Consider the following 26,718-nt stretch of genomic DNA (forward strand, 5'->3'; position numbering starts at 1 on the left):
AATTTATTTAAGCATAGTTTTTTAGTCCATCAATTGCTGCCTGTTTAGATAATTCGTCGATTGAATTATCTGCTATTAGGCTATTAAGGTAATCAGGGATACTTGGGTCTTTCAATTCGGAAAGTGCTGATATAGAAGCCTTAGATTTCAGTATATTTTTATCCTTTGCCAATATTTTTAAAAATCTAATACCTTCATTCCTCAATTCTCTTAAAAGACAAATTAATGACAAAACAATCTGTGGCTCTTCATATTGAAGAGATGAGTCTATTACTTTAATTAATTCATTAGGCATTACTTTATATTCTATATCTGAAGCAATTAGCACAAACACTTTTAAACAGCAAATTTTTATTATTTCCTTATCAGTCGAGAAAAATAATTGCGTCAAAGGTGGTATAACTTTTTCTCCATACCTGCTCAATGATTTTACAGACTTCCTTCTTAATTCAATATTATCACAGCCGAGATATTCAATTAGTTTTTCCAATGAATAATCTGGGTAGTATTTAATCATGTTCAATGTAGCCAATTTATTTATATTTGGATTTTGATGATGAAAATCATTGAAAATCATCTTCAAAGATGGTTTCTGGTTTTGATCTACTTTTTCCATTAAATGCTAATTATAAAATTATTTCTTTTCTCAATTCGAGCATCAATGTTTAAGCCAAAGCATTAATTAAATGGTCCAAAAGAGACTTGAATTCTGCAACAGCTTGTCTACCCATATAATCAGAAAGATTTTGCTTATCCCGAATAAAAGTAAATGCTTCAATATAAGCAACTGTAGGAAGGAGTTGTATTCTTATTACTTCCCTCATCCCAGCAATTCCCCATTCATCAAGAGGACCAGTTCCACCCGTAACAAGACAATAATTAATCAATCGGAGATAATGGTGAATATCTCTAGTACATTTATCTTTATTAGAAAGTTGATAGGCAGCAGATTCATACACTGCATCAACAGCTTCATTAGCAAGCCTATCTATTGAATTCGCAAGTTTTTCCGCTGCTTCTATTCTTGCTCTTGCTCTATCCAGAGAGCCTTTAACCGATTCAAGATCACTAATGCTAGGAAATCTTCCAGCAGCATCTGCGGCAGATAAAACTGTTGTCACAGCTGATTTCATGAGATAAGCCTCGATTGAAAAAGATAATTTCGAAGAAAGAGAAGGTAGGGATGAAAAAACTTATTTAAGAGAATTTATAACTCTATCAAAATAAGTTGCAGCTTCAGATGCAATATCTTTACATTCAGCACCTGATCCTGAATTAATTCCATTAAACATTTTTCTGCCAGTATTAGTCTCAGTCATTATTGCAACAGTTGCAATTTTCATGATTTCAATTGCTCTAATTGCATTCACTAGAGGCACGCCTAGAGCTAAATAAGTTTCTTTAAGCCCATTAATACATCTATCATCAAGAATTGATGGATCCCCTGCAAGCAATGCATAGCTTATATATCTCAATATAATTTCTCCATCTCTTAAACAAGCAGCCATTCTACGAGTGGGATAGCAATTCCCCCCTGGTTGTGTAAGACCTGTGTTTTCACAAACCATTCCAGAAATAGCATCAGCTGCTATACAAGAAACATTTTGAGTAATCGCAAGTGTCGCATCTATACGCTTATTGGCATCGGCAACATATTTTTTGAGTTGCGCAAGGTCCTCACTACCAACTGGCGCACCTTTAGAATCAGCACTTACTACAGCACGGGAAAATGCGTCTAGCATCGGAAAGTGAAATGACCTTTAATGTGATTGAAGTGCTTCTAACCAGTAAGGAAAGGCACCATTTTCCAAGTTAAACCTTTTAGTAGCCGCTAAGTTCCTTTAACAAACAGACCGCAACGGTTCGTAACCGAAGTTTTATGCAAACAGACTTTACTTGTATAGGAACTATTAAAAAAGCTACCAATAAAGGATTAAAGATCTGAGCTAGTCTTTTAATAGATAATAAATCTCATGCCTGAACCGACACTAGAAGAATTGACAGAATCCATTCAATCCTTAAAAACTTATAGAGACAGACTTCGAAATGAACTGATCTCGATCTCTAACAAACTCAGGATCCCATCAAAAAGCATCAATTTTTCTATAGATAATCACACTGAATTAAATAAAGTTGAGGATATGCTAAAGAAGCTAATAGAACAAAGGTCAAATCAGATTAATCAAAATAAATGAAAAATACATTCATTTAAATCAACTTTAAGTACTATTCGACTATCAATCCAATAAAAAACGATTGATTAGTTATTTAAAATGGTCAACAATTTTAATTTCTAACGATTCTAATTTTCCATGAATGAAAAAAAGAAAAACTTTCTAAGTGGTTTAAATAATGAACAAACCTTAGCAGTAGATCATTTTTCAGGTCCTTTATTAGTAGTTGCTGGAGCAGGAAGTGGTAAAACAAGAGCTTTAACTCACCGCATAGCGCATTTAATATCTGAATATAATGTAGACCCTTCGGAAATTCTAGCTGTAACTTTTACTAATAAAGCAGCTAGAGAAATGAAAGATAGATTGGAATTATTATTGGCAAAAAGGCTTTCAGAAAATCAATTTGCTCAACCTTGGAATACCTTACAAGTTGCTGAACAACGTCAATTACGTAATCGTATATATCAAGAGATAACAAAAGAATTATGGATAGGAACATTCCATTCTCTATTTGCAAGACTTTTGAGATTTGATATTGATAAATTTGTAGATCTAGGAGGATTGAAATGGACTAGACAATTTTCAATTTATGATGAATCTGATGCACAAGGCCTTGTTAAAGAAATAATTACACAAGACTTGAAGTTAGATCCTAAAAGATTTGAGCCAAAGAAAATTCGGTGGGCTATAAGCAATGCAAAAAATCAAGGTATTTTACCTAATCAATACGAAAAACAAGCTGAAGGACAAAGAGGAAAAATAACAGCAGAAGCTTATCAACTCTATAGAAAAGCATTAGCTGCAAATAATGCACTTGACTTTGACGATCTTCTCCTACTTCCAGTAGAGTTATTAAAGCAAAATAAGTCAATCAGAAGCTACTGGCATCAAAGATTTAAGCATATTCTTGTTGATGAGTACCAAGATACAAACTGGACACAATATGAATTAATTAAACTCTTAGCAACAAATGGAGTCGAACCTAATTTATTTAAAGAGTGGACTAATCGATCAGTATTTGTTGTAGGCGATGCAGATCAAAGTATTTATAGTTTTAGAGCCGCAGACTTTCGAATCTTAATGGGTTTTCAAGATGACTTTGGAGACAAGAGTAAAGATAATGTGTCTTCGACAATTGTTAAGCTTGAAGATAACTATAGATCTACTTCCACAATTCTGGAAGCGGCAAATTCATTAATTGCCAATAACAAAGAAAGATTGGAAAAGGTTTTAAAAGCCACTCGAGGAGAAGGAGAGTTAATAAAGCTTACTGAATGCGATGATGAGATATCAGAAGCGGAAGCGATCGTTCATAGACTTAGGCTTCTTAATGCCTCTAACTCAGAATTAAATTGGGGGCAGATGGCAGTTCTTTATAGGACGAATGCGCAATCAAGATCAATTGAGGAATCTTTAGTTAGATGGAGTATTCCTTATATAGTCGTAGGGGGTCTTCGTTTTTATGACCGCAGAGAAATTAAAGATGTTCTCGCTTATTTAAAATTATTGATAAACCCTGCAGACAGTGTAAGCCTTTTAAGAATTATGAATGTCCCCAAGCGTGGAGTTGGCAAGACAACTGTTCAAAGACTTACTGATGCAGCTAATCAATTAGCAATTCCAATTTGGGATCTTTTGAATGATGGAGAAGCAATACGATCATTAGGGGGAAGATCTGCAAAGGGGCTATTACAATTTAGTGAGTTAATAAATAGTCTAAGAAATGAAGTAAATATTTCTCCTCCCTCTCAATTAATACAACTTGTTCTCGAGAAAAGTGGTTATTTAAGCGAATTAATTGCAACTGCAACTGATGAAGCAGAAGAGAGACGAAGAAACCTTCAAGAACTTGTCAATGCAGCACTGCAGTATCAGGAAGAAAATGAGACCGCTACTTTAGAAGGATTTTTAGCTAGTGCAGCATTAGCAAGTGATGCAGACAAAAAAGAGTCGACTAATAATCAAGTTACCTTAATGACATTGCATAGCAGTAAAGGCTTAGAATTCCCAGTTGTTTGCTTGGTAGGAATGGAACAAGGATTATTCCCTAGTTATAGGTCACTTGATGACCCTTCATCACTAGAAGAAGAACGACGACTGTGCTACGTAGGTATTACTAGAGCGAAAGAAAGATTATTTTTATTTCATGCAAATGAACGAAGGACATGGGGAGGCATTCGAGAACCTGCTATCCCTTCATTATTCTTATCAGAACTTCCTAGAGATTTAATAGAAGGAGACATTCCTCTTACAGGAGGAACCGCACTAAGAAGAGATAAGCATTTAGAACGTCTAACACGTATTGACCGAGAAGAAAAACTGTCTCAATCGCAGAGTTATCCGAAAAATGCAGTTCGACGAAGATATAGTGGCCCTTCCCCTGAGAAAGCTTGGAAAATAGGAGATAAAGTAATTCATAACTCATTTGGAATTGGAGAAATAACTCATATTTTTGGCTCCGGGGAAAAAATCTCTTTAGCTATCAAATTCCAAGGACTAGGTGCAAAGATTCTTGACCCAAGGCTGGCTCCTATACAATTAGTCGAATAAATATGATACTTGTTTTCTTCTATACATCTAATAATTTTCCGTAAGAATAAATCCAGAGAATGGAGGAGTTTATCTTAGATACAAAGGAATTATGTCTTCCAAGAAATCTATTGGAGACAATTAAGCTTGCCGCGAGAAGAGCAGGAATCAAGCGAATTGCTTTAACAGGAGGAGTTATAAGAGATCATCTACTTCATTTCTACTTCAAACATCCAATATCTATGCCAAAAGATTTGGACCTCATCATTGAAGGTGAACCATTTATACTTGCCAAAGTGCTTGAGCAAGAGATTGGTACGGAGAGGGTAGAGATAGTTCGAGAAAATAAACTTTTTCAAACTATCGAAATGAAGATTGACGATTTCCCTGTGGATGTGGCCAGTGCAAGAGAAGATCAATATCTTTTATCAGCAGAGAACCCAAAGACAATTTCAACGACAATAGAAAAAGATCTTAGAAGACGTGATTTCACACTCAATGCTATAGCACTAGAACTTACAAGTAATACTTTAATAGACCTACATAATGGTAGGGATTCAATCAAAAAACGTCACTTAGAATTAATTCATCCTAAAAGTATTGAAGATGACCCTACTCGCATAATCAGAGCCGCAAGATATGCATCAAGACTTGATTTAAGGCTGTCACCTAAAAGCCTTTATCAAGTTCAGTCTACACTTGATAAGTGGCCATGGCACTGGAAACCAGATGATACTAGTGAAGCAGCTCCGGCTGCTTTAAGTACTAGGCTTCGAATGGAACTTGAACTCTTATTTTCTCAAGAACCTTTTAAGAAAGCAATTCAATATTTACAAAACTGGGGGGCATTAATTCTATTAGATAACCAACTGCAATCAGATTCAACTTGGAGTGAGAGATTGGATTTGGCATTGAAATTTGAGATAAGTCCTTTAATAGCATTTATTGCTAGCGCTTCAAATCCAATACAGTTAGCAAAAAGATTACAATTGGCTCAACGAAAACAAAAGATCCTTGTCGAGAGTATTGCTATTCAAGAATTCTTTAATGAAATCCATGAGAAACAAACATATATAAATTGGTTGCCCTCTGATTGGTGCGAAGCAATTGAAAAAAATAAATGGGATAAAGATAGTATCGCAATTGCAATATGTCTCAACCACCCTCTCCGGGAACCTTTGTATAAATGGATTAAGAGTTGGCGATTAGAGAAATCACCTATAAGCGCAAATGAATTAATAACACAAGGATGGGCTCCTGGTCCATCCTTAAAAGCGGAACTTAAACGACTTAGGAAGGAGAAATTAGATGGAATGAACTGAACCAATCTTTATCCATGCACCTTCATCTATTAATTCATCAGCTATAGATGAAGAGCATGCCAAGCACAAGGGGCCACAAGTTTGAGGATCCACAATTAATTCCATTATCTGCTGATGATGTTTACTCTCCAAAGGAATATTTCCAAGATCCCACTCAAACCAAGACCCCATATTCCCTTTAGGTTCAAATAGACGCCAAAATCTACGATTAGCAGAAGCGAATGTACTCCTATGACCTGCTGCTAAAAGTCTTAATACTCCTGGGAAAGAAGGAATAGCTTCTGCCATCAAAATAATCTTTAATGGTGTTAATTCATTCTCAAGAAGCTTTGAATTACTTGACGAAAGCATTTCCCACAAATGTCCTAGCAATCCAAAGCCAGTGATATCCGTACAGGCATGAAAAGCATCTGAGTTACATTGTTGAGATTGCTTATTAAAAAGATTTAACAAAAGGGAATGCTGGCTCAAGTTCATCTGTGCAATTGCGAAATCCAAATCACTTGGATCAACAGCTCCTTGCATCGATGCAGCAAAAATGACTCCACTACCTAAAGATCGACTTAGTAAAATAACGTCTCCTTCTTGAAGACCATTTTTGTTCCAAGCTTTATTTTCACTACTAATTAAACCATTAACACTTAAAGATATTTGTATTGCATTAGCAATTATTCCAGGGGTTTGACTTCTTGATTCAAGAGTATGTCCTCCTATAATTCGAGCATCTTGTGGTTCTAATGCAGATCTAATACCTCCTAAGACTTGCACTAATAGCTCTTTTTGGACCCCATCTGGAACAGCCGGCAAAGTTACAATAGGCTGAGCAGAAATAACAACTCCTCCTGTTGCCCAAATATCTGAACATGCATGCAGTGCTGTAAGTCTTGCATTCAGCCAAGGGTCACTTATAAGAGAAGGGAAACCATCAACGCTTTGAATTAAATTTTCACCCGAAGAAGATTTAAAAACAAGTGCCGCATCTTCTGAATTATTTTCTAGTCCATTAACGTTACTCTCCTTCAAAGCTTCTCGTAACGGCTCTGAAGCAAGTTTTGCGGCGCAACCTCTGCAAAGTTTTTTTTCATCGTCATTTTGTGAATGACTCGCCATCATTGAAATATCATCAAACATCCTCATAAATCTTCGATCTATAAATTTCTTCCAGAACCAAATCCAAGGGTGAGGGCCTATAAGCTTCTCGCCCCAAAACGCCCAAGCTAAATCAACCTCTGGCTTAAAAGGGCCACCTACTATTTGAAGTGCTCTTTTTTGAGGTTTCCAAACAAGTAATTTTTTACCTTCAGTTTGTCTCTCAATGTTTCTCGCCAACTTACTTGCTGCCCGAACCGCCCATACACCAGAAGGAGGTCGAGGTGATTCTTTAAGTACACCGCAATCGCCAACAGCGAAAACATACGGATAAAGAGTTGATTGAAAAGTTGCCAATGTAGATATACGACCTGATACTTCTAAAGGCAGTCCACTATTTTTAATCCACTCCGGAGGCTGGTTTCCTGTACACAAAAGGGCCGGTCCACTAATAGGAACATCTCTCTCCACAAGAGAAATCCTTTCTGAGATAAGAACATTTTTGATCTTTTCACTTAACTTCTTAGAAGTAAATTGCAATTGCAAAGGGCGCTCAGGCCATCTTTTTCTCAAAGCAAAAGCTATTTCTAAACCAGCGAATCCTGCACCAATTACTGAAAATGTTTTTTCTTTGCTAGCAGAGGATCTGATATCTTCACTCTTTATAAAATCCAATGCTTTATTAAATGGCTTGATTGGGATAGCCAATGCTTCTGAATTTAAGCTTTGATTAAATTTACTGGTATTTGTACTAGAGCCAAAATCAAGGCTAATTCTTGAAAAATTAAGATTTGGCCTATGTTTCAGAAATAAAGTTTTTTCTTTTGCATTCAATCCCAAAATCTCATCAATTACTAAAACAACTTCTGCTCTATCAGCTAATACTCGTAAATCAATCTGTGCATCGTTCCAACAATATTCTCTAGCAATAACTCCAGGAAACATTCCCGAGTAAATAGTTGTACTGTTCCTATTAACTAGAGTGATTAAACCTTTTGGTCTGAACTGGGAATTTGCCGCCCATCGCATCAACATCAAAGCATGAGAATGGCCTCCACCAGCAAGAACAAGATGATCAAACAACATTTTTCCAATTCAATGAAAAATAATGAACCAAGTACTTTTTCTCTAGAGAAAGCGAGGCTGGGAGTATTAGGAGGGAGTGGACTTTATTCAATTGATTCAATTGAAGAAGTAAAGGAAATACATCTAGACACACCTTATGGCAAGCCCTCTGATGCCTTACGTATAGGGAAATTAGGCAAAATGGAAGTGGTTTTTCTGGCTCGTCATGGAAGAAATCACACAATTCAACCAACAGACATACCTTACCAAGCGAATATTTGGGCTTTGCGTTCATTAGGAGTGAGATGGATATTATCCCCTTCAGCAGTTGGTTCTCTTCAAGAGCAAATAAGGCCTCTAGACATGGTAATTCCTGACCAATTTATCGATAGAACGCATCAAAGGCCCCTAACTTTTTTTAGCGAAGGCGTTGTGGCTCATGTAACAATGGCAGATCCATTTTGTCCAATACTTTCAAAGGTACTTGCGGAAGAAGCAGAAAAAATTATTCCTGAAGGCAGGCAAATTCATCGTGGAGGCACTTATCTTGCAATGGAAGGGCCGGCATTCTCAACCAGAGCAGAATCTGAACTTTATAGAAGCTGGGGCTGTTCAGTTATTGGAATGACTAACCATACTGAAGCTCGCTTAGCGAGGGAAGCAGAAATTGCCTATGCATCCCTTTCCATGGCAACTGATTATGACTGCTGGAATCAAAATCATGAAAATGTAACAGTAGAAATGGTTATTGAAAATCTAAAAGCCAATGCATTTATTGGCAAAAAAATAGTTGCGGCCACTGCTCTCAAAATAGATCAGTTAAGACCGCGTAGTGCAGCTCATAGTGCTTTAAAAAGCGGTCTCTTGACAAATAAGGACATCGTGCCTGATTTGACAAGAGAAAAAATTGACATATTCACAAGCCCCTACTGGGGCTTGTTTTCTAAAAGTTAATTATCAAAGCCAGTCGACTTTATTGATAATTCAAGCCGAGCCTATACCTGTGTAGGAACCGTAGAAAAATATTCCTAAAACAAAAATAACGGCAATTCCCCCAGCAGTTGCTACTAGCCATAAAGGAAGAGCTCCTTCTGTCCAGCGCCTCTCCCAAGAAATAGCTGGACGTCCATCAGGGAGCCTATCCCCCAAACGTCCATCGGGTCCTTTGGTACTCATGATTGAAAATTGGGATGAATTTAGTTAAAGAAGTAGCTTGAAAAAAGAATTCCCATTACAAAAGTAAGAAGCAGTCCAAGATAAAGACTTGTTCTGTTCAACTCAACAGGAAGTTTGTTTGGGTTGGGATTAACTTGCATGGATAATAAAATGATCACTCAATGGTGATGTTGTTTATTTCAGGCGCAAATCAAGTTGAGCCTTGGAGTCAAATCTTTGAGTAACAACAGGAGCCTTCGATTCAGATCCTTGAAAGTAAGTATCTGGTCTAGGAGTTCCAAATGCGTCATAGGCAAGGCCTGAAGATACAAATAGAAAACCTGCTACGAAGATAGCGGGAAGAGCCACTGCATGGATAATCCAATAGCGGACACTTGTAATGATCTCAAAAAACGGGCGTTCCCCTGTGGAGCCGGCAGCCATAGCCTTACGCAAATCAGCTCATAGATCTTATCAAGGCTCGAACTGAACTAGGTAAATGCTTAATCAGGTGGTTACACAGCGTTGCGGAATTTATATATAAATTTTATTTATCCAAGCCATCTCAATAAATTTCCTCTCTCTCCAAATACAAATCCTTTTGTCGTATCTCCTGGACCACTCTTTGTAAAAAGAATGCGAATAAAGTTAGTAGGAACCAAGTCTCCAACAGGATCTTTCTCCCATGATTCTCCACCATCCCTACTGGATAACAAGGTTCCATTGCCTCCTGCAGTCCAAATAATGTCGCTAGGGTCCCAAGCAATATCCAAATAGTTATATCCATTCAAAATAGGAATTATTGCTTTCCCCCAACTGTCTAAATCATCTGAATCTTCAAGAAATCTGATTTCTGCCCCGCGAGAAAGCATCCATAAATCGCCATTTGGTTGCAAACCAACACTTTGTACTCTTTTGCTACTTGCTCTTTGATGTGGTTCCCAATTTTCTTGTCCCTGTGGAAGAACAGAGAAAAAATTACCTAAACTACTTACGCTTATATAACTTCCATCTTCATTCCTTCTCAAATCACGAATTCCACCAGAGCCTGAAGCATCAGAAACCAAACCTTCCCAATTTTTTCCAGAATCAATTGTTTTATAGATAGCACCTGCTGTAGTTGCCAGTTCAGCTGAATCTGGGCCTAGTGTTTTTATTAAATATGGATCTCCAGGCAATTTATTCCCCAATGAAAGACTAGTCCAATTTTTACCTCCATCATTTGTATGAAGAACTAAACCAGGTTGACCAGCAATCCATCCTTCATCTCCAAGAAAGTCAACACTAACTAAACGAAAATTGTCTTCAGTAGGTATTTCTAAACTTCTCTCATGCCAGACCTTCCCACCATCATCTGTCTCTAAGATTAAACGTTCAGTCCCTACAAGAAATCCCTTCTGATCATTTACAAAGGAAATATCTAAAGGATTGGATTCCGTCTCAAGGTTAACTATTTCCCAGGGACTAGAACTCGCTTGGGGAAGTCTTGTAGCAACACATCCGCTTAGGAAAAAACCAATAACGACTGTTAGTAATAAATTCAAAGATTTAGAGAAAAAACTATTCATAACGATGAGACTTTTAACGCAGAGAATACAGAGAAAGGAAGCAAGCAGCAGCAAATGCCAAGCCTCCAAAAATTAATACATTTTTTTGCCCTGAGGGAAGAGTGTTAAAACCAAATCCATAACTAAGATTTTCGTCAAAACCACTAGGCTTAAGTCTAGAGCCTATATCTTTATAGGCATCAATACCCGATCTGCATACTGGACAGCGGAATTTAGATTTATCTATCTCTAAAAAGGCAGTGCCTTTAGGAATGTCAAATTTCTTCAAACCCTCTTGAGGGTCATAGATATAGCCACATCCACAGCATTGAAATCGATGTTCTTTTATAGCTTCTTTTGAAGCTACAAGGATTTCATTAGTTGATGGATCCATTTGACCCGTCTTCTTGCTTTGGGAAACAGAGTTAACTTCATCCATCACAGTTTGCACACTCACACAACTCAACTCTATCTGCACTAAGAGCAAAAATGAGTGCCAAAATGATAGAAAATAAGCATGATCTTATGTTTTCCCTTGAGGGTTATGACTATTTCTTAGGTTTCCTTTTGCTTTCAAGTGCTGTTCCCATACTTGCATTGGTAACAAATAAACTGGTTTCCCCTTCTAGCAAAGCTGGAGAAACACAGCTCACATATGAGTCAGGAATGGAGCCAATAGGTGGTGCATGGATTCAATTTAATATTCGTTATTACATGTTTGCTCTTGTTTTTGTAATATTTGATGTTGAGACAGTATTTCTATATCCCTGGGCAGTTTCATTTCATCGTCTGGGATTGCTGGCTTTCATAGAAGCACTTATTTTTATTGCAATCTTGGTTGTCGCACTAGCATATGCATGGAGAAAAGGAGCACTCGAATGGAGCTAATGCATTGAAAGAGTATCCATCTGATACAACAATTCGCGATCTTCGAGCTGCAACTTGCGGTCCGATAGGTGCTCCACAAGTCACTAATGACTTAAGTGAGAATATTATTCTTACAAGTCTTGATGACCTACACAATTGGGCAAGACTAAGTAGCTTATGGCCTCTTTTATATGGCACTGCATGCTGCTTTATTGAATTTGCAGCATTAATTGGTTCGCGGTTTGATTTTGATAGGTTTGGATTAGTTCCCCGAAGTTCACCTAGGCAAGCTGATCTTTTAATAGTTGCAGGAACAGTCACTATGAAAATGGCCCCCGCACTTGTAAGACTTTATGAGCAAATGCCAGAGCCAAAGTATGTTATTGCAATGGGTGCTTGCACAATTACTGGAGGAATGTTCAGCGCAGATTCAACAACAGCTGTTAGAGGAGTAGACAAATTAATACCTGTAGATCTTTACCTACCTGGTTGTCCCCCCAGACCAGAGGCGATTTTTGATGCTGTCATCAAACTTCGTAAGAAAGTTGGCAATGAATCATTTTTAGAAAGATCAAAAATTACTCAAACACACAGATATATAACTATTCCACATAAAATGAAAAGGATACCAGCTGAGATTACAGGTAAATATTTAAAGGCAGAAACTCAAAAAGCTGCATTAGAGCCAGCTAATGAGGAAGCTTTCAAAATAAACAATCAAAATGATCCAATAAGTATTTCTGAAAATCAAGTAATTCAATGACAGAAGAAAACCTCGATAATCCAGGGGAAGAAATTTCTCAAGAGATAACTGGACCCAAAGCAGGAGAAGCAAGTATTTGCTTATCCAAAAGAAATTTAATTCATACTGTTTTAGAACCTGATCATCTTGGTATTGAAATCATCTCAGTAGAACCACATAATTTATACGAAATTATTTCTGCATTGAAGGCAGAGGGATTTAATTATCTTCAATGCCAAGGTGGTTATGACGAAGGACCTGGGGAACAACTTGTTTGCTTCTACAATTTAATATCAATCAAAGATTTCGATGCGAAATCGAAGCCAAGAGAAGTCAGAGTAAAAGTATTTCTAGAAAGAGATGGAGATCTTTCTGTCCCAAGCCTTTATGGACTTTTTCGTGGTTCAGACTGGCAAGAAAGAGAGACATATGACATGTTTGGAATTAATTTTATAGGTCATCCTCATCCAAAAAGGTTATTAATGCCTGAAGACTGGAAAGGATGGCCTCTTAGGAAGGATTATGTACAACCAGACTTTTATGAGATGCAAGATGCTTATTGAGGTTTAACCTTTTGAGTTCTTCTATATCTTCTATAAAATCTTATTATTCCTATAGCTAAACTTTTTGGATCATGCCTCAAGGTTATTGATTGCCTGTCTCCTTGAAATGACATCTGTATAACCCTATAGCCCTGAGCAATAAGTTTTTCTCTGTCACATAAAACTGGCTCAGCCCCTTTATATCTGTAGTAATCAATCAAAGGGGAATCTACTAATTGAGATTGAGCAAGAATATTATTAAAGATTCTTTTTGTAATTCCCAGACTTGCTAGCTGAGCCTCTATTGCTCTGATATGGCCCTCAACAGACAAGCCATCTGTCTCTCCTGGTTGTGTCATCAAATTGCATATATATAGCTTGGGAACTTTGCTTCTTTGTATTGCCTCGACTATCTCTGGGATAAGTAAATTAGGCATTAAAGATGTATACAAACTTCCTGGGCCAAGAATAATTATGTCTGCATTGTTTATCGCCTCAATTGCACTTGGCAAGGCTGGAGGTCTTTCTGGTAAGCAACCTATTCTTACGATAGGACTACATGCCTTTCCTATTGCTGATTCCCCATATATTCGTTCTCCATTTTCAAGTTCTGCCCATAGCCTTACATCAACATTAGTCGCAGGAACTACCTGTCCTTGCACTGCAAGAATACGACTAGATGCAGTAATTGCACTCTCAAAACTTCCAGTTATTGCAGTTAAAGCACTTAAGAAAAGATTCCCAAAGCTATGACCTTGCAATCCATTACCAGATGGGAAGCGATATTGAAAAAGACGAGTTAATAATTGCTCTTCTCTAGATAAAGCAGCCAAGCAATTTCGAATATCGCCTGGTGGCTGCATGCCAAGTTCTCTACGAAGTATTCCACTGCTACCTCCATCATCAGCAACAGTTACTATTGCTGTGATATTACTGCTGTATTTCTTCAAACCTGTAAGTAAGCAAGATAAACCTGTTCCTCCCCCTATAGCTAAAATATTAGGCCCTCTATTTAACTTACTCTTTGCCAATAATGCATCAACTAAGAAAGTACCTTCTGAAGGCGCTAAAGCTTGCGAGATAGATTGAAAACTCCTGCTTTGTCCGTAAATAAGCAAACCGATTCCTATTAATAGAATAAATGGACCAGTAAAGCTAATAGGAAGAAATGTCGTAATTACTCCGAGTAAAAAAAATAGAATTTCTAATAACCAATAAATAGGTCGAAAATCAGTCCAAATAACAATTCCCAAAAGACCAATTAATAATCCGAACCCAGAGGTGAACATCCAACGCTTGACAACCAATCCTGGCAGAAGCCATCTAATGGCTCTTTGAGAACGTTGCATCACGTTACTTTTATAAAAAGATCTCAAAGATCTTTTCTTGACCTTAAAAAAATTTGGTGCAAGTTTTCTACGACTTTTCAATGTTTTCTTTAATAAGATCGTTCTTAAATGCCTTATAAGAAAATTAGGAAGGGTCTCATGAGACTTCACTAATTAAACATTCAAGGCAGAATTAGATGAAAGAGTGAGTTTCAGATTCAGGAATGCCAAGCATCACACCAGCGGTAGAAATCAAGAACTTAACAATGGAATGGAAAGCTACTCCTGTTCTAAATAATCTTAATCTTTCAATTAATCCTGGAGAGCGCTTAGCAATTGTTGGTCCATCTGGCTCAGGTAAGTCAACAATACTTAGATTACTAGCTGGTCTACTTTTACCTTCAAGTGGAAATATTCAATTATTCGGGCAAAAACAGAATTACCTTCGACTAGATCAAAATAATCCTCCTGATGTTCGGATTGTATTTCAGAACCCTGCTCTCTTAGCTTCATTAACAATTGAGGAAAATGTAGGTTTTCTTTTGACAAGGTCTGGGGAAATGAATAAAGAAGTAATACATAAGAAAGTTAACTCTTGCCTAAAAGAAGTAGGTTTATATGATGTCGCTGATAAATTCCCAGGTCAATTAAGTGGTGGTATGCAAAAAAGAGTTAGTTTTGCTAGAGCATTAATAAATGAATCCACCGAGGACTGCTTAATGCCATTACTTTTATATGATGAACCAACTGCAGGTTTGGATCCAATCGCTTGTACCCGCATAGAAGATTTAATTGTAAAAACAACTGATTTTGCGAAAGGAACTTCAATAGTCGTAAGCCATGTTTTAAGCACCATAGAGCGTTCTGCTGAAAGAGTTATTTTGCTTTATGGAGGTCAATTCCAATGGCAAGGATCAATAGATGAATTTAAACAAAGTGATAATTCTTATGTAAAACAGTTCCGTGGAGGTAATCTTCAAGGACCAATGCAACCTATGGACATTTAATTTTTATGCGTCGCAGCCTTCGTGATGCCTGTGTAGGATTTTCCTTAATTGGTGGAATTGTTGTTTTTTCTGGGGCAATGCTCTGGTTAAGAGGAGTTCGCTTCAGCTCAAATTCTTGGAGCATAACTGCCACTTTCAAAGATGCAAGTGGACTGTCAGAAATGTCGCCAGTTAGCTATCGGGGAATATTAGTTGGATCAGTCAAAAAGATTGAATTCACGCCTAAATCAGTCGAAGCTAAGATAGAAATTAACAATAAGAATCTAATATTAACTAAACCAGTTTATGCAAAAGTAATTACAAATTCAGTGTTAGGAGGAGATGCTCAAGTCTCCTTAATAAGCCTTGGCCTTCCTTTAGCAGAGAACAAACTGCCTATATCAAAAGAATGCAATAATAATAAGATTGTCTGCAATGGAGATAAAATTGAAGGAAGGAAACTAAAGAGTATTTCAGCACTTACAGAAGAGCTACAAAAGATTGTCTTACGAGCAGAAGAAGAAGATGTGCTTGGAGATATGTTGGAATCAATGGAGCAATTTGATAAAACACAAGAAAATTTAGATGATTTAATTCTCCTATCAAAAAAGGAGCTTATTAGAGCTAAACCTATAATTACTGAATTAATAGAAGCAGCATCTCATTTAAATAATATACTTGCCACAATTGATAATCCGAAGACATTGAATGACTTAATTAATACGGCAGGTTCAGCAAGATCCTTAACAAATAAGATAGATAAATTAAGTACTAATATTGAACAAATTACAAGTGATAAAGAGCTTATAGCAGCCTTAAGAGATGTAACTATTGGATTAAGTAAATTCTTTAATGATGTCTATAAATAGATATTTTTATTTAATTAACGGAACTTATAGCTTCCATTGCAATTGAAGCTATGGCCTTATCGCTAGCTTTAGGTAATTGAACATACTTTCCTCCTGCTGCATCTGCCATATCTTTTCCAATACCACTAGCAATAAATTTTCTTTCCGTATCAATAACTAGCAATTTAATACCAAGAGACCTGTACCGGGTTGCAATATCAATAACTTCTTGTTTGAGATCAACAGGATCTTCTCCCTCAACAGGTGGTTGACCCAAAGAATTACTTAAAGGAATATTTCCACGGCCATCAGTTATAGCAACAACTACAACTTGACCGAGATCTCCAGTAGACAAAGCATTAGCACCAACCCTTGCAGCTTGTGTCAAGCCATGTGAGAGGGGGGATCCTCCTCCACATGGCATTGTTTCTAGTCGCCTTTTAGCAGCTGTAATTGATCGAGTAGGAGGCAACAAGACTTCAGCTTGCTCCCCTCTAAAGGGGATCAAGGCAACTTCATCTCTGTTTTCATAAGCCTCCGTGAGAAGACGAATGACTGCTCCTTTGGCACTTTGCATACGATTAAGAGCCATTGAGCCACTGGCATCAACCAAGAAGATAACTAGGGAACCTGCCTTTCTTTGCAATAACTTTGCCCTGAGGTCAGATTCTTCAACTATTACTTTCCTATTAGGATTCCTTTCCCTCCTAGCTTTTTGATAAGGAGCAGCAGATCTCAATGTTGCATCTACAGCAATTCTATTAACAGGGCCACGAGGAATAATCGGCTTAACATACCTTCCTCGATTATCACTTAACACCGCAGAGCGACTGCCACTATTACCTGCTTTAGATTTGGCCGATGCAAAAACCAAAAGGTCCGGGTCCACTGCACATTCCTCAGGATCAAGCATAAATTCTTCTGGGATGGGAGGAGATGACTCCTCATCAGGGGCATCATCATCGTCCTCTTCGGATTCATCTTCGGGTGAGTCATCTTGCTGCTGATCTTCAGGAGGAGGTGGCTGCTGATCTTCAGGAGGTGGTGGCTCCATTTGCTCTTCTTGTGGCGGGAGTTGCAATGCTCTTGGCACAATCACAAGACGAACAGCCACTTGCAAGTCTTCTGCCTCCACCTGATCTCTTCCTCCAAGAGCTGCGTGAGCTTTAGCTACTCGTACTGCATACAGTTCGGATCTATGGCCTTCAACACCTCCTCGAATTGCTTCTGTGACGAGATATTTAATTTGTTCAGAGGTGATTTTCACATCCTTTAACCATTGCCTTGCCAATAAAAGTTGGGTAGATAAAGCTTCAGTTTGTTCTTGAAAGTTTTTGGCAAATTTCTCACTAGACTCGCCATGAGCAATTGCAGATTGTGTTATTTCAACGCGCTGTTCATTGGTTATTAATTGATCCGCAGATAAAACAATTGCAAATCTATCCAACAAATGATCTCTTACAGCTCCTTCTTCGGGGTTATAAGTAGCAATTAATAATGGTCTACATGGGTGGGTAAGACTTAACCCTTCTCTCTCAACCTTATTCTCACCAGAGCCTACCGAAGCAAGAATCAAATTCACTATGCCTTCATCAAGGAGATTTAATTCATCTATATACAGAACACCTCTATGTGCTTCAGCGAGTAATCCAGGTTGAAAAACAGCACTTCCACTATTGAGAGAAGCAGTCACATCAACAGATCCAACTAACCTATCTTCCGTAACCCCAATTGGAACTTGAACAAAAGGAGCAGGAACAACTTTTACAGGCAGATCATTGGAAGATAAATTCTTGCTAAAAAAGCCTAATTTTTCTTCTAAAAATTCTTTCGTGGACTGGTCCCATTCATCAGAAGCATTTGGATCAAGGTTCCTTCCTATGGATAGAGGGCATAAATCCTCAGATTGATTCTCCTGAGAGTTATCTGTATCCAGAATCTCAATAGGAGGGATAAGAGCATGTAATGCTCTTGCCAAAACAGACTTACCAGTCCCTCTACCACCTGCAATGATTACCCCTCCCAAGCATGGATCAACCGCAGCCAGCATTAAAGCAAGTTTTAGTGTTCCATGGCCTGTAATAGCAGCCAAAGGGAATGATCTATTAGCTATATCTTTAGCTAAGGAACCCTCTGTCCCAGAAGAGTTATAAGTAGGATTTTCTTGACTAGCGACCATTGCACTAAATGAAAAATCAAATTCCTCTATTTTGATTATGAACTAATGAGTACTTTTATAGTTCCACCTCCCAGAACTCTTGCAATTGCTTTAGGGGCAAATATTGCAAGTCAAATTGGACCTCCAGCAACTACTTTAGTAGCAGCAAGGGAATCATTAACCAAAATAATTAATGAGTGGTGTACCTCATTGCTTAAAGAAAATACAAGTAAAGAAGATATATCCCAAGGAATTCATTACAAATGGTCACCACTTTTTGAGACAAAGCCAATAGGTGGGCCAACTCAACAAAGTAATTACATAAATGCAGTTGTTTTAATTAATGGTCCAATCTTAGAGAAAATAAATCCTACAGAAGTAGCCATCTTAGATTTACTAGAAAGAACAATCCTTATAGAGAAATCTTTTGGGCGTAATAAACAAAGGTCAATTGAAAAATGGGGTCCTAGAACTATTGACCTAGATATTCTTGTATGGGGCGATCTTCAAGTAAATAATAAAAAACTGACACTCCCTCATCCTCGGATTATTGATAGAAATTTTGTTATTACCCCACTTTCCTCAGTCTTAAGTACTACAGACACAAAACCTCTTCAGTTACCTCCTAGAAAAGGTTGGACTGAATAAAAAGATTTGAGAGTTTCGCATCTTGCGTATGAAGTTGCCATTATCTATATATCTTATTCAATTAGTTATGGCGAATTTGCCGCCTATTGAACCATCAAAAGTCCTTAAAACAACTGCATCACTTGATGCTAAAAAAATTCGCTTTGAAATCAATCAAATTGAACTACCTACGGGAATTAAAGATGAGTTTGGAATTATTAAACATCCTGGCGCATCACTTGCTGTACCTATTACTGATGATGGACGAGTAGTAATTCTTCGACAATATCGTTTTGCAGTTTCAAGAAGATTGCTCGAGTTTCCAGCAGGGACTCTTGAGCTTGGAGAAGATCCTCTTAGTTCAATAAAAAGAGAGCTTGGGGAAGAAAGTGGGTATCAAGCTTCTAAATGGGATTCTTTAGGAATAATGATTCCATGCGCTGGATACTCAGATGAGATTATAAATATTTATTTAGCAAGAGATCTTAAACTATTAGAAGAGAAGCCAGCGGGAGATATAGATGAAGACATAGAAGTTTTATTAATGGAAAAAGATGAGTTAGACAAAAAGATTTCAAGCGGGGAAGAAGCCTTAGACGGGAAAAGTATTACGGCCTGGTATAGAGCATGTCAGGCCCTCAACTCTTGATTCATTAATAAGCGTTTTAATTGCATTAATAACAAAGTCTTGTTGCTCCTCAGATATTTCTGGAAAGATAGGAAGACTTAATACTTGACTACACGTCTCCTCTGTTCTATCAAGATTTTCAAAAGAATTCTTAAAAACCTTATATGCAGGCTGAAGATGAATTGGCACTGGGTAGTAAATAATAGTTTGAACACCTAATTCATCTAGCTTCAATTTAAAGATATCTCTAGTCTTACTATTGTATGGTCCTTCCATATCAGGCAATTGATTGGATTGATCATTTTCTTGATAAGAATATTTAGTTACTTTAATAACAAATTGATTCCATCCATGAATAATATTCTTATTATTTGAATAGTCAGGTATATGAATTCCAGGTAATTGCTTAAGAGCTTTGATATAGCGAAATGCAATTTTTTCTCTTTGAATTATCCAATCAGAGAGTTTTGGTAGCTTTACATTTAAAATTGCTGCCTGCAAAGCATCTAGGCGACTGTTATAACCTAACTCTGTATGAAAATATCTTTTAGGCATTCCATGAACTGCAAGCTCTCTTATCTTTCTTGCTAGATGATCATCATTGGTAGTAATAGCACCTCCATCACCTGCAGCTCCTAAATTCTTAGTAGGGAAAAAACTAAAGCATCCGACATCACCCCAACTTCCTACAGATTTATTTTTCCATTTAGCACCAGCCGCTTGAGCACAATCTTCAATGACTTTTAATTGATACTTACCTGCAAGATCCATAATCTTATCCATATCAACAGGGCATCCAAAAAGATGCACAGGTAATATTGCTTTTGTTTTTGAGTTAATTGCTTTTTCTATCAAATTCAGATCAATTAAATATCCATTCGTTTCTATATCTACAAAAACCGGCTTCGCACCGACATTACTTATAGCTTCAGCAGTCGCAAAAAAAGAGAACGAAGAAGTTATCACCTCATCATCCTTACCTATTCCAAGCGCCCTTAACGCAAGTACCAAAGCATCTGTCCCGCTATTACAGCTCACTGAATAGTTAGTTCCTATATATCGAGAAAATGATTCTTCGAAACATCTAACCTCTTCTCCACCTATGTATTTTCCGCTTTCAAGGACTCTTAAAACAGCATTATTAATCTCTTGTCCAATCTCGGACAATTGTTTATCAAGACTAAATGGAGGCACCTTCATAAAAGGCACACTAATTGTTCACGGTAAAAATTTGTTTATTTTTCATTTAAAAATCACCCAAACCAAAAAGGTTCTTTCCCTGGATGCCATTTAATGTTGCAGCCAATAGAAGGATTTTGATCAACATTGACTGGTTCTCCATTTAAAACTTTATCTAAAGCTTGCCTTAAGTCTTTCCCAGTAACAGGTATTCCATTAGCTGGCCTACTTCCATCAAGTTGACCTCTATATTGCAATTCATGCTCTCCATTTATCAAGGAAGGTGCAAAAAGAAAAAAATCAGGGGTACAAGCTGCCATAAGTGATTTGGCTAAAAGTTGATCTTGGTCAAATAAATAAGGAAATCTCCAGCCATTGGTATTTGCTTGCTTGGAAAGATATACAGGTGCATCTTGCGGATGAGTAATCAAACTATTACTAGAGACAGCAATCATATAAATCTTCTCTCCATAATCTTCCTGCAAATTTGTTAGTCCATTTTCTACATGCTTTACAAATGGACAATGCGCGCATATGAGCATAAATAATATTGGCTTAAGTGAAAACATCTTTTGATTAATACTTCTGCAGCCTTTTCCGTAAAAAGGGCCTAGCTCTATCCCTTCTACAACAGGTAATTCAAAGGCTGGGAGCCTGGTGCCCAATGGCAACATATTAGATGCAGTTCTAACCATTTTTTGCAGTTTTAATCATTACTAATTATGGGTCTTATTAAATATATAAACCCAGGACATAAAATCTGCGCACAGAATAAGAGAGAATCTTTAAAAGGTTCAAATTATTTCTTGAAAGATGCTTCTAAACTTAAGTGGTAAGAAAATCCTAGTTACTGGGATAGCAAACAATCGTTCGATCGCCTGGGGCATCGCACAACAACTAAGCAAAGCAGGAGCTGAGCTGGGGATAACTTATTTACCAGACGAGAAAGGTAGATTCGAATCAAAGGTAAAAGAGCTCACGGCGCCATTAAATCCCAGTCTTTTCCTTCCCTTAAACGTCCAAGACAATTCTCAAATAGAAGCTGTGTTTAATGAAATAAAGGACAAATGGGGTGAGCTCGATGGTCTAGTCCATTGTCTAGCTTTTGCTGGCAAAGAAGAGTTAATTGGTGACTACAGTGCTACTAGTTCAGAAGGGTTTTCTAGAGCTTTAGATATCAGTGCATATTCTCTAGCGCCACTTTGCAAGCATGCCAAGGAGTTATTCACAGAAAAAGCAGGTGTTGTCACTCTTACTTATTTAGGAGCAGATAGAGCAATTCCTAACTACAACGTTATGGGAGTAGCCAAAGCCGCTTTAGAAGCATCAGTTCGATACTTATCTGCTGAGCTTGGTCCAGAGAAACAAGTTAGAGTAAATGCAATAAGTGCAGGGCCAATTCGTACTTTGGCAAGTTCCGCTATAGGTGGAATTCTAGACATGATTCATAATGTAGAAGAGAAGGCCCCTTTGAGGAGAACTGTTACTCAAACTGAAGTTGGCAATACCGCTGCATTTTTACTGAGTGATTTGTCTAGTGGTATCTCAGGTCAAACAATTTACGTAGATGCTGGATATTGCATTAACGGAATGTGATTTAACTAACAACATTTCATTCACCAGATAAGACATATGACTTCACCAAGGCAGGGCGAAATCCATCGAGTAACAAAAGAAACGGACGTTTTTGTTCGTATAGATCTTGATGGGAAGGGAGTATGCAAAATCAATACCGGCATACCTTTTCTCGATCACATGCTTCAACAAATCTCAAGCCATGGACTTTTCGATTTAGAAGTAACTGCAAATGGGGATACTCATATAGACGATCACCATACAAATGAAGATGTTGGGATTGCTTTTGGACAGGCACTATCAAAGGCACTAGGAAACAGATCAGGTATTTTTCGTTTTGGTCATTTTATGGCCCCTTTAGATGAAGCTTTGATTCAAGTAGTACTGGACTGCTCAGGCCGTCCTCATTTAGCTTATGGATTAAAAATACCTGTCGAGAAAGTAGGGAGCTACGACACTGAGCTGGTTAAAGAATTCTTTGGAGCAGTAGTAAATAATAGTGGCCTCACATTACATATAAGGCAAATAGAAGGTTCAAATGCTCATCATATTATCGAGGCATGCTTTAAATCTTTTTCCAGAGCATTAAGAATGGCCGTTGAATATGATCAAAGAAGAAATGGCTCAATACCAAGTAGCAAAGGAGTCTTAGAACAAGCTGGATAAATGCCTGTTCAATTCAACTTGTTTAATTAGGGAAAAACCTCACAAGTTGGTGAAATTTAAGCGAATATAGCTCATATTCCAATTTCCATTTGATGACTATATCCTCTAAAAAAATCAATCGAGAAGAAACTGTTTCTAACTTCAATAGAGAAGATTGGATTAGTGCCTATAGGAATGTTGACAAAGAGATATCAAACCTTGAACTCAAGGTAACCAGAGGAGAAGTTCCAAAATCTCTTTGCGGAACTTTTTATAGAAATGGGCCAGGTCAATTAGAACGAGGAGGGCAATTTGTGCACCATCCTTTCGATGGAGATGGAATGATTGCTTCAATGCAATTCGCAAATGGGAAAGTAACCTTCAGTAATCGTTTTATAAGAACAGAAGCCTGGTTAGAAGAAGAAAAAGCTAATAAATTTTTGTATAGAGGTGTCTTTGGTACGCAAAAACCAGGTGGTCAAATAGCAAATGCTTTCGACCTTCGTTTAAAAAATATTGCGAATACAAATATCATCAAACTAGGAGATGAACTTCTTGCACTCTGGGAAGCAGCTAGTCCTTATTCCTTAAACTTAAAAACACTTAGAACAAATGGAATTTCAGATCTAAATGGAGTTCTAAAAAAAGGAGAAGCCTTCAGTGCTCATCCAAGATTTGATCCTGGGCATAATGGCGAGGCCAAAATGGTTACGTTTGGTGTAAAAACTGGACCTAAAAGTGTACTGAGATTGATGGAATTCGCAAATGAAGGGAAAGCATCAGGTCATCTTTTAAGTGATAGAAAAGATTCCTTTAATGGATTCGCTTTTCTACACGACTTCGCAATAACTCCAAATTGGGCAATATTTCTGCAAAACGCAATTACTTTCAATCCAATACCCTTTTTATTAGGTAAAAAAGGAGCCGCACAATGCCTCACATCTAATATTCAATCAAATGGAAAATTTTGGCTAATTCCTCGAGATAGCGGTTGTTTTTCAGGAAAAGCACCTTTAATTTTTGATGCACCTAAAGGATTTGTTTTTCATCACTTAAATGCTTTTGAAAAAGACCAAGAAATAATTTTGGAAAGCATTTTTTATGAAGATTTTCCATCCATAGAGCCAGGGGAAGATTTTCGCCAAATTAACTTTGAGGAAATACCGGAAGGTATTCTGAAAAGATGTTCAATCAATCCAAACAAAGGTCAATTTGAGCTAGAGGTTTTAAGTAATCAATGCTGTGAGTTTGCAATGGTCAACCCTAATAATCAAGGACTTAGTGCACGTTTTAGTTGGATGGCAACCGCAGAGCGAAAATCAGGTAATGGTCCGCTTCAATCTATAAAGAAATTAGATCTACATGATGGAGAAGAGCATTACTGGAGCGCAGCACCAAGAGGTTTTGTTAATGAACCTTTAATGGTTCCAAACCCACATTCCACAATTGAAGATGATGGATGGATAGTAGTTTTGACTTGGAATGGAGAGAGAGTTGGGACTGATTTAGTAATTCTGAAAGCAAAGGATCTTTCTGAACAAGCAGTCATTGAATTACCTATTGCGATTCCATATGGCTTACATGGAAGTTGGGTTGCAAATTGAATAAAATTCGCTAAAGGAATATTTTTCAACCAATTTCAAAAAGTTTGTTCAGCCCTGGCTTTAATAATTTGAATGCAATTCCTCTATGACCATATGTCTTTTTTTTCTCAGATTCCATTTCCGCAAAAGTTAATCCTGTTTCTAAAACTTCGAATATTGGATCATAACCAAAACCATTACTTCCTCTTGGTAAATAGGTAATTAATCCCTCACATTTACCTTCAACCTCCAGAATTACTTTTCCCTTTTTCGCAATACAAATCGCTGCGTTAAATCTTGCTTTCCGGTTCTCAAAGTTTTTCAATTCGTTTAATAATTTACTAATTCTTTCTGAATCTGTGCTTGCATAACGAGATGAATAGATTCCAGGTGCACCATTCAAAGAGTCTACACATAAACCTGAATCATCTGCTAATGAATATTCTCCCGTAATTCCAGAAACTTCTAAAGCTTTTATTCTGGCATTTTCAGCAAAAGTATTTCCATTTTCATTAATTTGAATAAAATCAGGTTGAGACAATATATTGATATTAAATTCAGATAATAATTCTCTAAATTCTTTTATTTTTCCTTGATTTCTAGTTGCTATTATTAAAGAAGTTTTCATTTTATTAATAAGGTTATTTATAAACTCTTAACTAGCTTGGTTGCCCAATTAAGAGTGCTCTGAAGATCTTCATTACTTGGAGCCTGAGAATATACTCTTAGCAAAGGTTCAGTCCCTGAAAAACGAAACATTAACCAATAGTTTTTATCTAGAATAAATTTAATTCCATCAATTTTAATAATCTGCTTAACCCTTTTACCATTAACTAGATCAGGTATATTCTCAGAAAGAAAAGATTCTAATCTATCTTTTTCATTAATAGTATTAAATACTAAATCAATTCGATCAAAGAATATTTTTCCAAAACGTAATTGAAGGTCATCTAGTCTTTGAAATAATAATTGTTTTCCCTGAGAAATTGCTTCCAACAATACTAATGAAGTATAGAGAGCATCTCTTTCAGGAATATGTGATCCAAAGCCTATACCACCAGACTCTTCTCCTCCAATTAATATTTCTTGAGTAATCATCTCATGTGCAATGTACTTAAACCCTACTGGTAATTCAATAATTTCTCTTCGATAATTTTCAGCTACTAATCGCATTTGATCACAACCACTAACAGTTTTAACAATGGATCCAGGTCTATTCCTAATACCAATCAAATGATCAATCAATAACGGCATAAGATATTGAGTACTGCAATAATTCCCATTTTCATCTACAGCAGCTATCCGATCACCATCACCATCAAAAACCAATCCCAAAGAAGGTCTTCCACTATCACATGAAACTTTCACTATGTTGATGAGATTAGAAATATACTTAGCCAATGGCTCAGGGGGGTTACCTCCAAATAAAGGGTCACAATGACTATTTATTTCTCTAATCAATCCAGAAGGAGCATCACAAAAAAGTTCTGATATACAACCTGCAGCAGATCCATACATTGGATCGATGATCACATTTAAACCTACATTTTTAAGTCCACGAATAATTTCAGGGATATCAAATTTACTTTTCAATCCATTTAAATGCTCTTTGCGACATTCAAATCTATTTGTTCTTCCATCTACAGGAATGGTTATTCCACCAGCTTCAAGTCTTTGCTCAACTGCTTTAGTGAAATCAGAATCTACTGAACCTCCTAGTGAACTTTTTATCTTTAATCCAAGCCATTCTGGGGGATTGTGGCTTGCGGTAATTACCAAGGCACCTAGCGCTTGATGATTTTTTACTGCCCAACTGCAAGCTGGGGTTGTCACAGGAGAATCTGTTAATAAAGGCTCAAGTCCACATCCTCTAACTGCTGACGCCACAGCTTCAGCCATTGCATCAGCTAAAAAGCGACGGTCGTATCCAATAATAATTTCACGGCTTCGAAGATCAGAAGGTTTCCGATAATTAAGTTCTTGAGAAGAAGCAATAGCTACCGGCAAAAGTTTTTCCAGAGTAAAGTCAACTCCCAAGATTCCTCTCCAGCCATCAGTACCAAATGAAATAGGCTGAGGAGCTAAACGTAACGGCTTTTTTGTCATTGGTATTCAATTAATAGGTTTGA

General features: G+C 37.2%; 29 protein-coding genes. 14 read left to right on the top strand and 15 right to left on the bottom strand.

Features of this window, described 5'->3' with window-relative positions; genetic code table 11:
• Positions 1–7: 7 nt before the first annotated feature.
• Genes SOI85_RS04670 through SOI85_RS04680 form a run of 3 tightly spaced genes read right to left on the bottom strand, consistent with a single transcriptional unit; the run spans position 8 to position 1,742 of the window.
• On the bottom strand, positions 8–616 hold the full coding sequence (locus tag SOI85_RS04670; RefSeq protein WP_320665061.1) for a hypothetical protein: 609 nt from the start codon (positions 614–616) through the stop codon (positions 8–10).
• A 49-nt stretch (positions 617–665) separates the two neighbouring features.
• Positions 666–1,133, bottom strand: coding sequence for a bleomycin hydrolase (locus SOI85_RS04675; RefSeq protein WP_320665062.1), 468 nt, complete (start codon positions 1,131–1,133; stop codon positions 666–668).
• A 60-nt stretch (positions 1,134–1,193) separates the two neighbouring features.
• A complete protein-coding gene (locus SOI85_RS04680; protein ID WP_320665063.1) occupies positions 1,194–1,742 on the bottom strand; it encodes a bleomycin hydrolase in 549 nt (182 codons plus the stop codon).
• 231 nt (positions 1,743–1,973) lie between these two features.
• Here SOI85_RS04680 and SOI85_RS04685 point away from each other — a divergent pair, with 231 nt between their 5' ends.
• From SOI85_RS04685 to SOI85_RS04695, 3 genes are all read left to right on the top strand, one after another.
• On the top strand, positions 1,974–2,195 hold the full coding sequence (locus tag SOI85_RS04685; RefSeq protein WP_320665064.1) for a hypothetical protein: 222 nt from the start codon (positions 1,974–1,976) through the stop codon (positions 2,193–2,195).
• 117 nt (positions 2,196–2,312) lie between these two features.
• On the top strand, positions 2,313–4,724 hold the full coding sequence (locus tag SOI85_RS04690; protein WP_320665065.1) for a UvrD-helicase domain-containing protein: 2,412 nt from the start codon (positions 2,313–2,315) through the stop codon (positions 4,722–4,724).
• Positions 4,725–4,783: 59 nt separating this feature from the next.
• Positions 4,784–6,025 (top strand): CCA tRNA nucleotidyltransferase, encoded by a 1,242-nt coding sequence (locus SOI85_RS04695; protein WP_320665066.1) that lies wholly within the window; start codon positions 4,784–4,786, stop codon positions 6,023–6,025.
• Here the strand turns inward: SOI85_RS04695 and selD are convergent.
• Positions 6,008–8,200, bottom strand: coding sequence for a selenide, water dikinase SelD (gene selD / locus SOI85_RS04700; RefSeq protein ID WP_320665067.1), 2,193 nt, complete (start codon positions 8,198–8,200; stop codon positions 6,008–6,010). The genes SOI85_RS04695 and selD overlap by 18 nt on opposite strands.
• On the opposite strand from selD, the gene mtnP reads away from it, so the two are divergent.
• Complete coding sequence (mtnP, locus tag SOI85_RS04705; RefSeq protein ID WP_414477809.1) at positions 8,186–9,133, top strand: S-methyl-5'-thioadenosine phosphorylase; 948 nt, start codon at positions 8,186–8,188, stop codon at positions 9,131–9,133. The genes selD and mtnP overlap by 15 nt on opposite strands.
• A gap of 30 nt (positions 9,134–9,163) precedes the next feature.
• Here mtnP and SOI85_RS04710 read toward each other — a convergent pair whose 3' ends face one another.
• The 5 genes from SOI85_RS04710 to SOI85_RS04730 all read right to left on the bottom strand — a co-directional run bounded on the left by SOI85_RS04710 (position 9,164) and on the right by SOI85_RS04730 (position 11,275).
• Positions 9,164–9,358 carry a photosystem II reaction center protein J gene (locus tag SOI85_RS04710; protein WP_320665113.1) on the bottom strand — a complete coding sequence of 65 codons (195 nt, stop codon included), beginning with the start codon at positions 9,356–9,358 and terminating at the stop codon, positions 9,164–9,166.
• A 17-nt stretch (positions 9,359–9,375) separates the two neighbouring features.
• Positions 9,376–9,495, bottom strand: a complete 120-nt coding sequence (locus SOI85_RS04715) for a photosystem II reaction center protein L (RefSeq protein ID WP_012194880.1) — start codon at positions 9,493–9,495, stop codon at positions 9,376–9,378.
• Positions 9,496–9,529: 34 nt separating this feature from the next.
• Complete coding sequence (psbE, locus tag SOI85_RS04720; RefSeq protein WP_320665069.1) at positions 9,530–9,778, bottom strand: cytochrome b559 subunit alpha; 249 nt, start codon at positions 9,776–9,778, stop codon at positions 9,530–9,532.
• 107 nt (positions 9,779–9,885) lie between these two features.
• The gene (locus SOI85_RS04725; protein ID WP_320665070.1) at positions 9,886–10,902 is read right to left on the bottom strand and encodes a photosynthesis system II assembly factor Ycf48; all 1,017 of its coding nucleotides are present in this window, start codon (positions 10,900–10,902) and stop codon (positions 9,886–9,888) included.
• A 13-nt stretch (positions 10,903–10,915) separates the two neighbouring features.
• Positions 10,916–11,275 (bottom strand): rubredoxin, encoded by a 360-nt coding sequence (locus SOI85_RS04730; RefSeq protein WP_320665114.1) that lies wholly within the window; start codon positions 11,273–11,275, stop codon positions 10,916–10,918.
• Between the two features lie 131 nt (positions 11,276–11,406).
• Here SOI85_RS04730 and SOI85_RS04735 point away from each other — a divergent pair, with 131 nt between their 5' ends.
• The 3 genes from SOI85_RS04735 to SOI85_RS04745 are packed head-to-tail and all read left to right on the top strand — an operon-like array spanning position 11,407 to position 13,053.
• On the top strand, positions 11,407–11,769 hold the full coding sequence (locus SOI85_RS04735) for an NAD(P)H-quinone oxidoreductase subunit 3 (protein WP_320665115.1): 363 nt from the start codon (positions 11,407–11,409) through the stop codon (positions 11,767–11,769).
• Positions 11,735–12,511, top strand: a complete 777-nt coding sequence (locus tag SOI85_RS04740; RefSeq protein WP_414477801.1) for an NADH dehydrogenase subunit K — start codon at positions 11,735–11,737, stop codon at positions 12,509–12,511. The genes SOI85_RS04735 and SOI85_RS04740 overlap by 35 nt, the downstream gene beginning before the upstream one ends.
• Positions 12,508–13,053 (top strand): NAD(P)H-quinone oxidoreductase subunit J, encoded by a 546-nt coding sequence (locus SOI85_RS04745; protein WP_320665071.1) that lies wholly within the window; start codon positions 12,508–12,510, stop codon positions 13,051–13,053. Before SOI85_RS04740 ends, SOI85_RS04745 begins: the two co-directional genes overlap by 4 nt.
• On the opposite strand, the gene SOI85_RS04750 is transcribed toward SOI85_RS04745, so the two are convergent.
• Positions 13,047–14,381, bottom strand: coding sequence for a gluconeogenesis factor YvcK family protein (locus tag SOI85_RS04750; RefSeq protein WP_320665072.1), 1,335 nt, complete (start codon positions 14,379–14,381; stop codon positions 13,047–13,049). The two genes, SOI85_RS04745 and SOI85_RS04750, sit on opposite strands and share 7 nt — an antisense overlap.
• A 203-nt stretch (positions 14,382–14,584) precedes the next feature.
• Here SOI85_RS04750 and SOI85_RS04755 point away from each other — a divergent pair, with 203 nt between their 5' ends.
• Positions 14,585–15,367, top strand: coding sequence for an ABC transporter ATP-binding protein (locus tag SOI85_RS04755; protein ID WP_320665073.1), 783 nt, complete (start codon positions 14,585–14,587; stop codon positions 15,365–15,367).
• Positions 15,368–15,372: 5 nt separating this feature from the next.
• Positions 15,373–16,215 carry an MlaD family protein gene (locus tag SOI85_RS04760; protein ID WP_320665074.1) on the top strand — a complete coding sequence of 281 codons (843 nt, stop codon included), beginning with the start codon at positions 15,373–15,375 and terminating at the stop codon, positions 16,213–16,215.
• Between the two features lie 10 nt (positions 16,216–16,225).
• Here the strand turns inward: SOI85_RS04760 and bchD are convergent, their stop codons facing one another.
• Positions 16,226–18,373, bottom strand: a complete 2,148-nt coding sequence (gene bchD, locus SOI85_RS04765) for a magnesium chelatase ATPase subunit D (protein WP_320665075.1) — start codon at positions 18,371–18,373, stop codon at positions 16,226–16,228.
• 45 nt (positions 18,374–18,418) lie between these two features.
• Between bchD and folK the strand changes: the two genes are divergently transcribed.
• Together folK and SOI85_RS04775 are read left to right on the top strand one after the other, a co-directional pair.
• The gene (gene folK, locus SOI85_RS04770) at positions 18,419–19,000 is read left to right on the top strand and encodes a 2-amino-4-hydroxy-6-hydroxymethyldihydropteridine diphosphokinase (protein ID WP_320665076.1); all 582 of its coding nucleotides are present in this window, start codon (positions 18,419–18,421) and stop codon (positions 18,998–19,000) included.
• A 67-nt stretch (positions 19,001–19,067) separates the two neighbouring features.
• Positions 19,068–19,628 (top strand): NUDIX hydrolase, encoded by a 561-nt coding sequence (locus SOI85_RS04775; protein WP_320665117.1) that lies wholly within the window; start codon positions 19,068–19,070, stop codon positions 19,626–19,628.
• On the opposite strand, the gene SOI85_RS04780 is transcribed toward SOI85_RS04775, so the two are convergent.
• Complete coding sequence (locus tag SOI85_RS04780) at positions 19,572–20,807, bottom strand: DegT/DnrJ/EryC1/StrS family aminotransferase (protein ID WP_320665077.1); 1,236 nt, start codon at positions 20,805–20,807, stop codon at positions 19,572–19,574. The genes SOI85_RS04775 and SOI85_RS04780 overlap by 57 nt on opposite strands.
• A gap of 53 nt (positions 20,808–20,860) precedes the next feature.
• The gene (locus tag SOI85_RS04785; protein WP_320665078.1) at positions 20,861–21,481 is read right to left on the bottom strand and encodes a thioredoxin family protein; all 621 of its coding nucleotides are present in this window, start codon (positions 21,479–21,481) and stop codon (positions 20,861–20,863) included.
• A gap of 118 nt (positions 21,482–21,599) precedes the next feature.
• Here SOI85_RS04785 and fabI point away from each other — a divergent pair, with 118 nt between their 5' ends.
• The 3 genes from fabI (at position 21,600) to SOI85_RS04800 (ending at position 24,610) form a co-directional block, all read left to right on the top strand.
• Positions 21,600–22,382 (top strand): enoyl-ACP reductase FabI, encoded by a 783-nt coding sequence (gene fabI / locus SOI85_RS04790; protein WP_320665079.1) that lies wholly within the window; start codon positions 21,600–21,602, stop codon positions 22,380–22,382.
• A 36-nt stretch (positions 22,383–22,418) separates the two neighbouring features.
• Positions 22,419–23,027, top strand: coding sequence for an imidazoleglycerol-phosphate dehydratase HisB (gene hisB, locus SOI85_RS04795; RefSeq protein ID WP_320665080.1), 609 nt, complete (start codon positions 22,419–22,421; stop codon positions 23,025–23,027).
• Between the two features lie 92 nt (positions 23,028–23,119).
• Positions 23,120–24,610 carry a carotenoid oxygenase family protein gene (locus SOI85_RS04800; RefSeq protein WP_320665081.1) on the top strand — a complete coding sequence of 497 codons (1,491 nt, stop codon included), beginning with the start codon at positions 23,120–23,122 and terminating at the stop codon, positions 24,608–24,610.
• A 25-nt stretch (positions 24,611–24,635) separates the two neighbouring features.
• Here SOI85_RS04800 and rdgB read toward each other — a convergent pair whose 3' ends face one another.
• Together rdgB and SOI85_RS04810 are read right to left on the bottom strand one after the other, a co-directional pair.
• Positions 24,636–25,217: an RdgB/HAM1 family non-canonical purine NTP pyrophosphatase gene (gene rdgB, locus SOI85_RS04805; protein ID WP_320665082.1), complete on the bottom strand. Its 582-nt coding sequence runs from the start codon at positions 25,215–25,217 to the stop codon at positions 24,636–24,638.
• Between the two features lie 17 nt (positions 25,218–25,234).
• A complete protein-coding gene (locus tag SOI85_RS04810) occupies positions 25,235–26,695 on the bottom strand; it encodes a phosphoglucomutase/phosphomannomutase family protein (RefSeq protein ID WP_320665083.1) in 1,461 nt (486 codons plus the stop codon).
• Positions 26,696–26,718 lie beyond the last annotated feature (23 nt).

Origin of the sequence: Prochlorococcus sp. MIT 1223, assembly GCF_034092465.1 — a bacterium.
Lineage (GTDB): Bacteria > Cyanobacteriota > Cyanobacteriia > PCC-6307 > Cyanobiaceae > AG-402-N21.